The 13119-nt window shown below is 68.7% G+C and carries 13 protein-coding genes; 3 read left to right on the top strand and 10 right to left on the bottom strand.

The genetic code is table 11. The features are described from left to right. Nucleotides 1-32: 32 nt before the first annotated feature. Together radC and M8A51_RS04640 are read left to right on the top strand one after the other, a co-directional pair. Nucleotides 33-707, top strand: coding sequence for a RadC family protein (gene radC, locus M8A51_RS04645; protein ID WP_251776952.1), 675 nt, complete (start codon nt 33-35; stop codon nt 705-707). 11 nt (nt 708-718) lie between these two features. Further along, nucleotides 719-1369 (top strand): Smr/MutS family protein, encoded by a 651-nt coding sequence (locus M8A51_RS04640; protein WP_251776951.1) that lies wholly within the window; start codon nt 719-721, stop codon nt 1367-1369. An 8-nt stretch (nt 1370-1377) separates the two neighbouring features. Here M8A51_RS04640 and M8A51_RS04635 read toward each other — a convergent pair whose 3' ends face one another. From M8A51_RS04635 to M8A51_RS04615, 5 genes are all read right to left on the bottom strand, one after another. Further along, nucleotides 1378-1779: a group II truncated hemoglobin gene (locus M8A51_RS04635; protein WP_251776950.1), complete on the bottom strand. Its 402-nt coding sequence runs from the start codon at nt 1777-1779 to the stop codon at nt 1378-1380. Beyond that, nucleotides 1776-3119 carry a M48 family metalloprotease gene (locus M8A51_RS04630; RefSeq protein ID WP_251776949.1) on the bottom strand — a complete coding sequence of 448 codons (1344 nt, stop codon included), beginning with the start codon at nt 3117-3119 and terminating at the stop codon, nt 1776-1778. The genes M8A51_RS04635 and M8A51_RS04630 overlap by 4 nt, the downstream gene beginning before the upstream one ends. Nucleotides 3120-3165: 46 nt before the next feature. Then, nucleotides 3166-3975 carry a MinD/ParA family protein gene (locus tag M8A51_RS04625; protein WP_251776948.1) on the bottom strand — a complete coding sequence of 270 codons (810 nt, stop codon included), beginning with the start codon at nt 3973-3975 and terminating at the stop codon, nt 3166-3168. 3 nt (nt 3976-3978) lie between these two features. Further along, on the bottom strand, nt 3979-4722 hold the full coding sequence (locus M8A51_RS04620) for a GGDEF domain-containing protein (RefSeq protein WP_251776947.1): 744 nt from the start codon (nt 4720-4722) through the stop codon (nt 3979-3981). Nucleotides 4723-4872: 150 nt separating this feature from the next. Then, entirely contained in the window at nt 4873-7401 is a 2529-nt protein-coding gene (locus M8A51_RS04615; protein ID WP_251776946.1) for an ABC transporter permease, read from the bottom strand. 180 nt (nt 7402-7581) lie between these two features. Between M8A51_RS04615 and M8A51_RS04610 the strand changes: the two genes are divergently transcribed. Continuing rightward, nucleotides 7582-8430: a dioxygenase family protein gene (locus tag M8A51_RS04610; RefSeq protein WP_251776945.1), complete on the top strand. Its 849-nt coding sequence runs from the start codon at nt 7582-7584 to the stop codon at nt 8428-8430. Here the strand turns inward: M8A51_RS04610 and M8A51_RS04605 are convergent. The 5 genes from M8A51_RS04605 to M8A51_RS04585 all read right to left on the bottom strand — a co-directional run bounded on the left by M8A51_RS04605 (nt 8427) and on the right by M8A51_RS04585 (nt 13114). After that, nucleotides 8427-8612: a hypothetical protein gene (locus M8A51_RS04605; RefSeq protein WP_251776944.1), complete on the bottom strand. Its 186-nt coding sequence runs from the start codon at nt 8610-8612 to the stop codon at nt 8427-8429. The two genes, M8A51_RS04610 and M8A51_RS04605, sit on opposite strands and share 4 nt — an antisense overlap. 13 nt (nt 8613-8625) lie before the next feature. Continuing rightward, nucleotides 8626-9561: a UDP-3-O-acyl-N-acetylglucosamine deacetylase gene (lpxC, locus tag M8A51_RS04600; protein WP_251776943.1), complete on the bottom strand. Its 936-nt coding sequence runs from the start codon at nt 9559-9561 to the stop codon at nt 8626-8628. A gap of 177 nt (nt 9562-9738) precedes the next feature. Beyond that, the gene (gene ftsZ / locus M8A51_RS04595; RefSeq protein ID WP_251776942.1) at nt 9739-10950 is read right to left on the bottom strand and encodes a cell division protein FtsZ; all 1212 of its coding nucleotides are present in this window, start codon (nt 10948-10950) and stop codon (nt 9739-9741) included. Between the two features lie 159 nt (nt 10951-11109). Beyond that, nucleotides 11110-12339 (bottom strand): cell division protein FtsA, encoded by a 1230-nt coding sequence (gene ftsA, locus M8A51_RS04590; protein WP_251776941.1) that lies wholly within the window; start codon nt 12337-12339, stop codon nt 11110-11112. A gap of 7 nt (nt 12340-12346) precedes the next feature. Then, nucleotides 12347-13114 carry a cell division protein FtsQ/DivIB gene (locus tag M8A51_RS04585; protein ID WP_251776940.1) on the bottom strand — a complete coding sequence of 256 codons (768 nt, stop codon included), beginning with the start codon at nt 13112-13114 and terminating at the stop codon, nt 12347-12349. Nucleotides 13115-13119 lie beyond the last annotated feature (5 nt).

The following is a 13119-nucleotide window of genomic DNA, read 5'->3' as shown; positions in this document are numbered from 1 at the left end:
AGTTCCCGGCCTTTCATTTGACGCACCTCCAAATGCTCCTCAAGGACCTGCCCCTGGACGCGCGCCCGCGCGAAAAACTGCTCGCCCTGGGTCCCGGCGCGCTGGCCGACGCCGAACTGCTGGCGCTGCTGCTGCGCACCGGGCTGAAGGGCACCTCGGTGCTGCAACTGGCCGAGCAGCTGCTGGACGGGTTCGGCGGTGTCGCCGGCCTGCTGCACACCGAGGCCGACGAGCTCAAGCGCATCAAGGGCCTGGGACCGGCCAAACGGACCGAGCTGGTGGCGGTGCTGGAGCTGGCCCGACGCGCGCTGGCCCAGGAGTTGAAGGCGCGGCCGGCTTTCGAGTCGCCCGAGCAGGTGAAGCACTACCTGCGGTTGCAGCTCGGTGCGCGCCCGCACGAGGTGTTCGCGGTGCTTTTTCTCGATGCCCAGAACCGGCTGCTGGCGCTGGAGGAACTGTTCCGCGGCTCGCTCACCCAAACCAGCGTGTACCCGCGCGAGGTGGTCAAGCGCGCCTTGTCGTACAACGCGGCGGCCGTGATCCTGTCGCACAACCACCCGTCGGGCCTGGCCGAGCCGTCGAAGGCCGACGAATACCTGACGCAGACGCTGAAGCATGCGCTGGCGCTGGTGGACGTGCAGGTGCTGGACCACATCGTCGTCGGGCGTGACCAGGCGGTCTCGTTCGCGGAGCGCGGTTTGCTGTAGGAATCGTTGCAATGAAGGCGAAAAGCCTGGCCGATCTCGGCGCACTGAAGAAGCTGCTGCAGCAGCAGGCGGAAGCAGCCGCCTTGCGCGAGGCGCAGCGCAAGGCCGCCGAAGAACGCGCCCGGCGCGAGCGCGAGCTGTTCTCCAGCGCGGTCGGCCGCGTCACCACCCTCAAAGACAAGGGCCTGGCCAGTGTGCCGCGCCCGCGGCCCGAGCCCACGCCGGCTCAGCGCCTGCTGGACGAAGAGGCGGTGCTGCGCGAAGCGATCTCCGACGAATTCGATGTCGAATCGCTGCTCGAGACCGACGAAGCGCTGTCGTTCCGTCGCCCCGGCGTGGGGCCCGAGGTGGTCAAGCGGCTGCGGCGCGGCGACTGGGTGATCCAGCGCCAGATCGACCTGCACGGCCTGCGGCGCGACGAGGCCCGCGAGCAGTTGGCCGAATTCCTGCGCGAGTCGGTGCGCCAGGGGCTGCGCTGCGTGCGCGTGATCCACGGCAAGGGCAACGGTTCGCCGGGGCGCGAGCCGGTGCTCAAGGGCAAGGTACGCACGTGGCTGGTGCAGAAGGACGAGGTGATCGCCTTCGCGCAGGCCCGTGCCGCCGACGGCGGGCACGGAGCCTTGGTGGTGCTGCTGCGGCCGTGGGACGCCGGGGCCGCGTAGGGCGCTGTTCAGCCGCCGCGGTTGCGCATCCAGTCGGCGGTGTTGAAGAAGGACTCCTTCAGCCGCTCGACCAGCACCGGGTCGAGTTCCACCTCGCGCATCGCCTGGTCCATGCAGGCCAGCCACTGGTCGCGTTCCTTGATGCCGATCGGAAACGGCAGGTGCCGGGCCCGCAGGCGCGGGTGGCCGAAGCGCTCGACGAAATGCTGCGGGCCGCCGAGCCAGCCGCACAGGAACCAGAACAGCTTGTCGCGCGAGCCGTCCAAATGGGTCGGGTGCAGCGCCCGCAGCTCGCCGTATCCAGGCTCCAGGTCCATCAGGTCGTAGAAGCGGTCGACCAGCTCCCGCACCTTGGCCTCGCCGCCGACCCAGTCGAAGGCGGTCGCGGGCTGGTTGGTGTTGTCCGTCATTTCGTGTAGCCCCAGGCCTTGAGCCGGGAGGCGGAATATTTGGCGGCGTCGCCGTCTTTCGCAAGGCGCAGATAGGCGTTGTAATGGCGCGCCGCGCGCGGCTTGTCGCCCATGCCTTCGAGCGACACCGCTTTCAGAAAGATCACACCCGGGTCGCCGGGCAGCAGGCGGTCGAAGGCGTCCAGTTCCTCGTAGGCCAGCGCCGGCTCCTTGGCCGAAAGCGCCAACACGCCCGAGAGCTTGCGCGCCTGCGCTTCCTGCGGATAGATCGTCTTGGCGGCCCGGGCGTAGCGCTGCGCCTCCTTCGTGTTGCCCTGCGCCTGCAGGCACTGCGCCATGCGCAGGTTGGCGGCATAGTCCTGCGGCGTGTGCTTGATCGCGCTGGCGAACTGGCCTTGCGCGTCCGTGTAGGCCTTGCGCGACATGGCCGTCTCGCCGTTCTTGCAGGCGTCGATCGTGGGCTTGATGCGGCGCAATCCGGCGGTGTGGTCCATGTAGCGCTCGCGCTGCACCGGCGCCTTCGCGCTGGTGGCGTATTTCGTCTCGGCCAGCTGCCTGGCGGTGTCGCGCCGCTCGCTGCTCATCGGGTGCGACGAGAACATCGTCGCCAGCAGGCTCGGCTCCTCTTTCTGCTGGTCGACCAGCATCTGGTGCAGCCCGGTCATGCCGGTGGCGGGGTAGCCGCTGCGCACCATGTATTCCTGCCCCAGCGCGTCGGCCTCGCGCTCGTTGTCGCGCGAATAGCTCGACAGCAGCGCGCTGGCACCGATCTGGCTGCCCAGCCCGGCCAGCGCGCCCCATTGCGAATCCGATGCCGCGACGCCGATGCCCACGACCACCGCCTGGGCGATCATCGCCTGGCCCTGTCGCTGTGCCGCATGCCGAGCGTTGACGTGGCCCAGCTCGTGCCCGAGCAGCGCGGCCAGCTGCGATTCGTCGTCCAGTTCGGTCATGATGCCTCGCGTCACGCCGACAGCCCCGGCCGGGAAGGTGTAGGCGTTGACATAGTTGGCATTGAGCACGCGGTAGGAGTACGGCATCTCCTTGCGATGCGAGTTCCCGTGCAGGCTGCGGCCGACACCGACGACGTAGTCGTTCAGGCGCGCGTCCTGCACCGGTCCCAGATCCTGCGAGAACTGGTGAGGCGACTGCTGCTCGTCGACGCGGCGCTCCTGCTCTTCGCTCAGGCCGACCACGATGGTTTCACCGGTCACCGGAGAAGCCGCACAGCCTTGCAGGCCGGCCACCACGGCCGTGCTGGCGCCGAACAGCCACAGCGTGTCGCGCCGGGTCAGGCGGTTGCCGCGCAAGCGCGCGGCGAAATCGTCGCAAAGGTCCATGGCAGCCTCCCGGGAAAGCCAGGAAGCGATTGTAGAAAGCGGCGCGTCAGACCCGTTCCAGCAGGGCGTCGACGCGCCCGGCGATGGCCTTCACGGCAAGGGCCGCAGCACTGCCCGGCAAGCTTTCGAGCAGCAGTTGGCGCTTCTGCACGGCCTGCCGCACGGAAGGGTCGCTCGGGATGTCACCCAAATGCACGAGCTTGACGGGGTCTCCGGCCGGCGTCGAGACGAAGCGGTCGATCACCTGCTGCAATTGCTGCGAGATGCCCTTGCCGTCGCCCGGCCTGGCGACCTGGTTCATCACCAGGCGCAGCTGGCGGCGGCGTTGCTGGGTGGCCAGCACCTTGATGGTCGCGTAGGCGTCGGTCAGCGATGTCGGCTCGGGCGTCGCGACGACCAGAATGTCATCGGCCAGCGAAAGCGCATACAACACCACGTCCGAAATGCCGGCGCCCGTGTCGAGCAGCACATAGTCGTAGCGCGGGATCAGGCTGGCGACCACGCTCTGGAACTTGTCGCGCACCTCGGGTGTCAGGCGCGAGTACTCCACCAGCCCGGAGCCGGCCAGCACCACCGAGAAGCCGCCCGGCGCAGGCAGGATGGCCTCTTCGAGCTTGCAGCGGCCGACGAACACGTCGTGCAGCGTCAGCTTGGGGTACAGGTTGAGCACCACATCGAGGTTGGCAAGGCCGAGGTCGGCGTCCAGCACCAGCACACGGTGGCCCCGCTTGGCCAGCGCGGCAGCCAGGTTGGCAGAGACGAAGGTCTTGCCGACGCCCCCTTTGCCGCTGGTGACGGCCATCACCCAGGCCTTCTTGTCGCCGGAGGTTTCGAGCATGGTCGTGATGGGGTTCATGGCTTATTCATCGGCCGCTGCCTCGGCCTCGCTGGCTGTCCCCACACCGAAGAGCATGCCCTTCTCCTCGGCCGTGACGCTGCTGACCGGTGTCTGCTCCAGGCACACGCGGTTGCGGCCCTCGGACTTGGCGCAATACAGCTGCAGGTCGGCCCGCTCCATCCACAGCGAGACCGAAGAACGCACCCACTGCGGTGCAAAGGCACCGCCGACGCTGACCGTGAGGTGTGCGTTCTGCCCCGACCTGAGCTTGACCGGCAGACCCTGGATCGCCGCGCGCATGCGTTCGGCCACCACCAGGCCGAAGGTGGGCTGGCAGTTCGGCAGCACGATGGCGAACTCTTCGCCGCCGTAGCGCGCGACGGTGTCCATCGGCCTCACGCACTCGGCCAACCGCCGACCCACGGCCTGGATGACCTGGTCGCCGGCCTCATGGCCGTGGGTGTCGTTGATGCGTTTGAAGTGGTCGATGTCGAGAATCAGCAGCAGTGCCGATTCGCCGGTACGGGCGACGCGGTCGATCTCGCGCTCCAGTACGGCGCGGAAGTGGCGGCGGTTGGCAAGGCCCGTCAATGCGTCTCGCAGCGACAGGTCGCACAGCCCGTCGATCACCGACTGCAACAACACGGCGGACGCGGCTTCGGCACGCGGCGGCAAGGGGTAGCCGGCCTGCTCCAGCAGCGACAGCGCGAGCTCCAGCTTGAGCTCGCGCAGGTTCAGCACCGAAGAAGCAGGTCGAAAATCCACAGGGTGTTCGGGGGGCGATTGCAGGATTTGCAAACCCAGTCTAGCAGCGGGGGTATAGGCCCCGGCGCCGCAATTGGGCCGCGAAAGCGCGCTTGTTCTCTGCTTATCGGCCGGCCGGGCTGCCGCTGTAGGCCGTTTGTGCCCAGGATGTCACACGGCGGCCTTGCGCAGGGTTTCCACCACCGGGCGGCGCAGCACCTCGCGCAGGCCCCACCACCCCGCGGCCAGCGCCAGCACCGCGCCGACCGCGGTGCCGGCCAGCGGCACCCAGGGCGACGCCCCCCAGCTGAACTCGAACGCATAACGCGCCAACGCCCAGCCGACCGCGGCGGCGGCCAGCGAGGCCAGCAGCCCCGCAAGGGCGCCTACCCCGAGCAGCTCGGCGCGTTGCACCCGCGCCAGCAGCGTACCGCCTGCCCCCATCGCCCGCATGATCGCGAACTCGCGCGAGCGCTGCTCGCGGGTCGCGACCACGGCGGCGAACAGCACCACCAGTCCGGCCGCGAGCGTGAAGCCGAACAGGAACTCGACGGCACGGATCACCTGGTCGAGCACGCGCTGCACCTGTGCGATCGACGCCGAGACATCGACGTTGGTGATGTTCGGGAATTCGTGGCTCAGCGCGTTGTCGAAGCCCGGCGTGTCGGGTGCCTTGAAGGCGGCAATGTAGGTGCTGGGCACCTCCGGCATCTCCGACAGCGGGAACATCACGAAGAAGTTGACACGCATCGACGCCCAGTCGACTTTGCGCAGGCTGGTGATGCGTCCCTCGGTCTGGATGCCGGCAATGTCGAAGCGCAGCGTGTCGCCGAGCTTCAGCCCCAGCGTCGCGGCCAGCCCTTCCTCGACACTGACGGCCTGCGGTTCCTCAGGCGTCCAGCGCCCGCCCGCCGCTTCGTTGTGAGTAGGCATCTGGGCGGCATGGCTGAGGTTGAACTCGCGGTCGACCAGGCGTTTCGCGCGCTCGTCCTGGAAGTCGTCGACCGCAACATCGCGACCATTGATGGCCACCAGCCGGCCGCGGATCATCGGGTACCAGTCGTAGCGTTGCACGCCCGCCGCACGCAGGTGCTGCTGGAAGGGATCGCCCTGCTCCGGCTGGATGTTGATGACGAAGCGGTTCGGCGCGTCGGGCGGCGTCGCGGCGCGCCAGCTGGTGATCAGGTCGGTACGCAGCAGCACCAGCAGCATCAGCGCCAACAGGCCCACCGAGAGTGCCGAGATCTGCAGCACCGCGAACGCCGGCCGCGCGCTCACCTGGCGCGTTGCCAGCACCAACCAGCGCGGCACCCCGGCCTCGGGCACCGCGCGGCGCAGCAGGTGCACGGCGCCCCAGGCGAACAGGGCGAAGAGCGCCACCGCAGCCGCGAAGCCGCCGACCGCGATCGCCCCGAGCAGCAGGTCGGACGAGGCGGCCAGCAGCAGCGCCGCAAAGCCCAGCCCGCCAGCGGCCAGCACCAGCAGGGAGGTGGGCTTGAGTTCGCCTACGTCGCGACGGATCACACGCAACGGCGGCACCTGGGCGAGCTGCAGGACCGGCGGAAGGCCGAAGCCGAACAGCAGTGTCAACCCGACCCCGAGCCCGAACAGCGCCGGCCACGCCGTCGCGGCCGGCAACGTCGCGTCGAGCAGGTTCGACAGCATGGCAACGAATACGTGATGCACGCCGAAGCCGAGCGCCGCGCCCAGCGCGCTGGCAAGCGCACCGACGGCGGCGAATTCCAGCGTGTAGCTCCACGCGATGGTGCGCTGCGACTGGCCCAGCACGCGCAGCATCGCGCAGTCGTCGAGGTGGCGGTTGGCAAAATCGCGTGAAGCGATGCCGACCGCCACAGCGGCCAGCAGCGCGGCGAGCAACGCAACGAGGTTGAGGAATTTCTCGGCCCGGTCCAACGTCTGGCGCATCTCGGGGCGGCCGGATTCGAGCGACTCGATGCGGATGCCGCGCAGGTTCTCCGCCTTGATCCGCGCCTCCGCCCACGCCACGTATTCGGTGGCCGCGCGCTCGCGACCGTCGGGGGCGGCGACCGCCAGCCGATAGGTGACCCGGCTGGCAGGCTGGATCAGCGCCGTCGCGGGCAGATCGGCCTGGTTGAGCAGCACGCGCGGCGACAGGCTCAGAAAACCGGCGCCGCGGTCGGATTCGAAGGTGATCAGCTTGGCGATGCGCAGTGTGGCGTCCCCCAACAGCAGCGGGTCGCCGACCCGCAGCTGCAAGGCGTCGAGCACGCCGGCCTCGACCCAGACAGTGCCCGGCTCGGGCGGCCCCTCGGCCGTTTGCTCGGTTTGCCCCGGGCCGTCGGCCAGCCGCAGCCGGCTGCGCAGCGGATAGCCGTCGCCGGTGGCCTTCAGCGACACCAGCCGCGTCGCGCCGCCCTGCTCGTCGGTCGCGCGTGCCATGCTCGGGAAGGCCACGGTGACGGTGGTGTCGAGACCGGCCTCGCGGGCTCGCTCGACGAAGGCCGGCGGCGTCGGTTGGTCGGTCGCGACGATGGCATCGCCGCCCAGCAGTTGCCGAGCGTCGCGTGCCAGGCCTCCCTTGAGCCGATCGGCGAAGAAGCCGACCGCCGTCAACGCGGCCACCGCCAGCATCACGGCGACGATCAGCAGCCGCAGCTCGCCGCTGCGGAAATCACGCGCCATCTGGCGCCACGCGAGGGAGAGGGTCAACAACGACATGGACTGCAACTACGGCTGAAGCCGGCACGGTAGCGCATGCGCCGCCGGTGGACAAACCGGGGGGCATTCTTAACCGTGCATTAATCGCGCCGGGCGGCACCTCGATCCATGCCCCGGCATTGAACGCTGCGTTCAAGCCGCCTCAATGCGGGCCGGTGGCACCGGTGCTGCAATGTGGGCATGGACACCCGCACGATACCCCCGCTGTTCGTCTCGCACGGTTCGCCGATGATCGCGCTGGAACCCGGCGCCGCCGGCGCCTTCTTCGGCCGGCTGGGCCGCGCGATCGACACGCACTTCGGCCGCCCGCGCGCCATCGTCGCGATCTCGGCGCACACCGCAACGCGCCAGCCGGTCGTGCTGGGCGCATCCCGGCACGAGACGGTGCACGACTTCGGCGGTTTTCCGCAGGCGCTGTTCGACCTGCGCTACGACGCCCCGGGCGAGCCTGCACTGGCCCGCCAGGTGGCTTCGCGGCTGGGCGCGGCCGGCATCGCGAGCGCGGTGCTCGACCAAGGCGGGCTGGACCACGGCATCTGGACGGCACTGATGCACCTGTGGCCCGAGCCCACCATCCCCGTGGTGCCCCTGTCGCTGGTGCCGTTTGCGCCGCCGGCGGCGCAGTTCTCGGTCGGCGAAGCGTTGGGCCCGCTGGCCGACGACGGCGTGCTGGTGCTTGGCACCGGCAGCATCACGCACAACCTGCGGCTGGTGGCGTTGTCGGGCCGCGTCGAAGGGGTGCCGGAGCGCACCGAATCCGCCGAATTCCGCCGCTGGGTGCACGAGCGCGCCTCGGCGCAAGACTGGGACGCGCTGTTCGACTACCGCCGGCAGGCGCCGCATGCCGTGCTGATGCACCCGACCGACGAGCACTGGTTGCCGTTCTATGCACCGGCCGGCGCAGGCGGGCGCTCGCATGCGCCGGTTCGCCTGTACGACGGCGTGACGTTCGGGGTGCTGGGCATGGATGCCTACGGCTTCGGCGCGCAGGCGGGGCGGCTGACCCGGGTGCTGGAGGACGTGCGTTAAGCCTCGAGCAGCCGCTCGACGATCAGCACGCCGAAGAACACCAGCCCGGCGATCACCGTCCACTTGACGATGACGATGCCGATATGGAAGTAGCGCCGCTGCCGCGTCACCGCGTAGGCGCCGAAACAGCCGATCGATGCCAGCAGCAGCAGCAAGATCAGCACTCGCACGACGGCGAACATCGTGCGTAACCCCTTACCAGGCGGGTGCCGGCTGCGTGAAACCGCCGGGGGCTTCGCGCTCGTTCTCGAAGGTGACCACCTCGTACGCCGACGCGTCCGCCAGCACCGCGCGCAGCAGCTTGTTGTTCAGCGCATGCCCCGACTTGAACGCGCTGTACGCGGCCAGCAACGGCTTGCCGACGATGTAGAGGTCGCCGATGGCGTCGAGGATCTTGTGCTTGACGAATTCGTCGTCATAGCGCAGGCCTTCGGCGTTCAGGACGCGGTAGTCGTCGACAACGATCGCGTTGTCCATGCTGCCGCCCATCGCCAGGCCGCGCGAGCGCATCAGCTCGAGGTCCTTGGTGAAGCCGAAGGTGCGGGCACGCGCGATGTCGCGCGTGTAGCGGCCGGACGCGAAATCGAACACCACCCGCTGGCCGGTCTGGTCGACGGCCGGGTGGTCGAAGTCGATCTCGAAGGAAAGCTTGTAGCCGTGGAAGGGATCGAGGCGGGCCCATTTCAGGGCCGGGCCCTCCCCTTCACGCACTTCCACCGGCTTCTTGATGCGCAGGAAACGCTTGGGTGCGCCTTGAAGTTCGATCCCGGCGCTCTGCAAGAGGTAGACGAAGGAGGCTGCAGAGCCGTCGAGGATCGGGACTTCTTCGGCGGTGATGTCGACATACAGGTTGTCGAGCCCCAAGCCTGCGCAGGCGGACATCAGGTGCTCCACGGTGTGCACCTTGGGCGAACCCGGGTCGCCGCCAGCCGACAGCGTCGACGCCATCCGCGTGTCGGAGACCGCCGCCGCCGAGACGGGGATCTCGACCGGCACGGGCAGGTCGACGCGCCGGAACACGACGCCGGTGTCGGGTGCGGCGGGCCGCAGCGTGAGTTCCACGCGCTGCCCGCTGTGCAGCCCGACGCCGACGGCGCGCGTCAGCGACTTGAGGGTGCGTTGTTGAAGCATGTCCGCGATTCTATTGAGCAGGGTGAGACCCTGCGCTCAAGTGGCGCAACTCAGGCGTATGGGGCCGGATGATGAGCGTCGCGAGCGGTCGGAGATGCTGCCGAGGACCGCAGCCGTACACCCGTACGGCGAGGACCACAGGCGGCAGCTCCGTCCGCGCAGTAGCTCAGCACCGGCTCAATCGGCTTGTTTGCGCAGGAAGGCCGGGATCTCGATCTCGTCCATCCCGTTGCTCGCCAGCGCATCCACCTTGGCCGCGGCCTGCGTGCGACCCGAGCGCCACACGCTGGGCGTGTTCAGGCCGCTGTAGTCGTGCGGGTTGTGGCCGTGGCCGGGGCCGTTGACGGCGCTGTTGAGCACCGGGATGTTGTCGGTCCCGGTGCGCAGCGCCGGCTGCGAATGCACCACGCTGATCGGCGCCTGCTGGCGGCGCGCCTGGGCCGACAGGCCGGTCGCGATCACGGTGACGCGCAGCTGGTCACCCAGGCTGTCGTCGTACGCGGTGCCGTAGATCACGTGCGCGTCGTCGGCGGCATAGCGACGGATGGTGTTCATCGCATTGCGGCTTTCGGCCAGCTTGAAGGTGCTGCGGGCGGCGGCGATCAGCACCAGCACGCCACGCGCGCCGGACAGGTCGATGCCTTCCAGCAGCGGGCAGGCCACGGCCGCTTCGGCCGCCTTCAGTGCGCGGTCCGGGCCGGACGCCGTCGCCGTGCCCATCATCGCCTTGCCGGGCTCGCTCATCACCGTCTTCACGTCCTCGAAGTCGACGTTGACGAGGCCCGGGATGTGGATGATGTCGCTGATGCCGCCGACCGCATTGCGCAGCACGTCGTTGGCCTGCGCGAAGGCCTCGTCCTGCGTCACGTCGTCGCCCAGCACTTCGAGCAGCTTCTCGTTCAGCACCACGATCAGCGAGTCGACGTTGGCTTCCAGCTCGTTCAGCCCCGTGTCGGCCTGCTTCATGCGACGTGCGCCCTCGAACTCGAACGGCTTGGTCACGACACCGACGGTCAGGATGCCCATGTCCTTGGCGACACGTGCGATCACCGGCGCCGCGCCGGTGCCGGTGCCGCCGCCCATGCCGGCGGTGATGAACAACATGTGCGCGCCGTCGATGGCTTCACGGATGCGGTCCACGGCCTCCTCGGCGGCGGCCTTGCCGGCTTCCGGCTTGGCGCCGGCGCCGAGGCCGGTGGTGCCGAGCTGGATCAGCTTGTGCGAAGCCGCGCGGTTGAGCGCCTGGGCATCGGTGTTGGCACAGATGAACTCGACGCCCTGAACGCCGTGCGCCATCATGTGCTCGACGGCGTTGCCGCCACCGCCTCCGACCCCGATCACCTTGATCTGGGTGCCCAGATTGAATTCCTCGATCATCTCAATAGGCATGGTGGACCTCCTTCGTCACTTGCAGTTGCCTTGCACACACAAAAATCAAAAGAACCGAACGGGTGCTTCGCCCGCCGGGCTCAAAAAAAGAACGCCGGGCCGCCCCAAGTTCTTTGCTCCCCTCGGGGGGGCGGGTTGGGCAAAGCCCAACCCTTGGGGTCAGAAATTCCCGATGAACCAATCCTTGACTCGGCCAAAGAGCGTTGTCACCGAACCGGCCTGCTGAGCCGCCCGGTGCCCGCGTACACGCGCCAGGCGCGCCTCCTCCAGCAGTCCCATCACGGTGGCCGAACGCGGATTGGCCACCATGTCGTACAGGGCCCCTGGATAGGTCGGGATGCCCTTGCGTACGGGTTTCAAAAAAATATCCTCGCCCAGCTCGACCATGCCGGGCATCACCGCGGAGCCGCCGGCCAGCACGATGCCGGACGACAGCAGCTCCTCGTAGCCGCTTTCGCGGATGACCTGGTGCACCAGCGAGAAGATCTCTTCGACGCGCGGCTCGATCACGCCGGCCAGGGCCTGGCGGCTCAGCATGCGCGGCGCGCGGTCGCCCAGGCCCGGCACTTCGACCTGCTCTTCCGGGTCGGCCAGCAGCTGCTTGGCGACGCCGTAGTCGACCTTGATTTCCTCGGCGTCCTTGGTCGGTGTGCGCAACGCCATCGCGATGTCGCTCGTGATCAGGTCGCCGGCGATGGGGATCACCGCGGTGTGGCGGATCGCGCCATCGGTGAAGATCGACACGTCGGTCGTGCCCGCGCCGATGTCGACCAGTGCAACGCCGAGGTCCTTCTCGTCTTCGGTCAGCACGGCAGCGGCCGACGCGCTCGGGTTCAGCACCAGCTGTTCCACTTCGAGGCCGCAGCGGCGCACGCACTTCACGATGTTCTCGGCCGCGCTCTGCGCGCCGGTCACGATGTGCACCTTCACCTCGAGGCGGCCGCCGCTCATGCCGATCGGCTCCTTCACTTCGTGGCCGTCGATCACGAACTCCTGCGGCTCCACCAGCAGCAGCTTCTGGTCGTTCGGGATGTTGATCGCCTTGGCGGTCTCGACCACGCGTGCGACGTCGATCGGCGTCACTTCCTTGTCGCGCACGATCACCATGCCGGTGGAGTTCTGCCCGCGGATGTGGCTGCCGGTGATGCCGGTATAGACGCGCGTGATCTTGCAGTCGGCCATCATCTCGGCCTCTTTCAGTGCCTGCTGGATCGACTGCACGGTCGCGTCGATGTTGACCACGACGCCGCGCTTCAGCCCATGCGACGGCGCGACGCCGAGGCCTGCGACCCTCAGCTCGCCGGTGGGCAGCACCTCGGCCACCACCGCCATCACCTTGGCGGTGCCGATGTCGAGGCCGACGACGAGATCCTTGTATTCCTTGGCCATGTTGCCCTCAGTTGATCTTTCTTGACTCCGGCACGCTGGTGGTGATGCCCTTGATGCGCACCGCATAGCCGTCGTGGTGCCTCAGGTCGGCGTATTCGAGCGGGCCGGGGTAGCGCGCGACGACCTGGTTCCAGGTCGCGATGAAGCGCTCGGCGCGTGCCAGCACTTCACCGGGCTCGCCACGCCCCAGCTCCAGTTGCGCGCCGCTGTCCAGCTGGGCCCGCCACGAGCCGCGCGCCGACAGCGTGAGCTGGTCGATGCGTGTGTCCAGCCGCGCGACGAGGTCGTTCAACGGGCCGTAGAGCTGCAGCACCTGTGCCGCGCTGCCGTCCGGGCCGCGCAGCGTGGGCAGGTCTTCGTCCTCCACGTCGCCGAGGTTGGCTTCGAACACCTCGCCGAAGCTGTTGACGAGCTTGTGGTCGCCCCAGTACGCGGCCACGCGATGTTCTTCCAGGTGCACCGCCAGCCGGTCCGGCCACACGCGCTGCACCGACGCGTGCCGCACCCAGGGCACCGACTGGAAGGCCTGCCGCGTGCGCTCGAGGTCGATCGTGAAGAAGTTTCCCGCCAGCTTCGGCGCCGCGTTCGCGCGGATCGTCGTCACGCTGCTGCGCGCGACGTCGCCGTCGACCCGCACGGCCCGGATGGCGAACACCGGCCAGCGCGTCACCCACGACACCGCGAACCAGACGAACGCGAGCGCCGCGACCGTGAAGAGCACGGCCGCGGTGACGTTCATCAGGCGGATGTCCAGCGGCGTGGCGGTGGCTTGCATGCGGT

This window comes from Caldimonas mangrovi, from assembly GCF_023721835.1.
Taxonomy (GTDB): domain Bacteria; phylum Pseudomonadota; class Gammaproteobacteria; order Burkholderiales; family Burkholderiaceae_C; genus Caldimonas; species Caldimonas mangrovi.
This window is presented reverse-complemented; position numbering and strand designations above follow the sequence as displayed.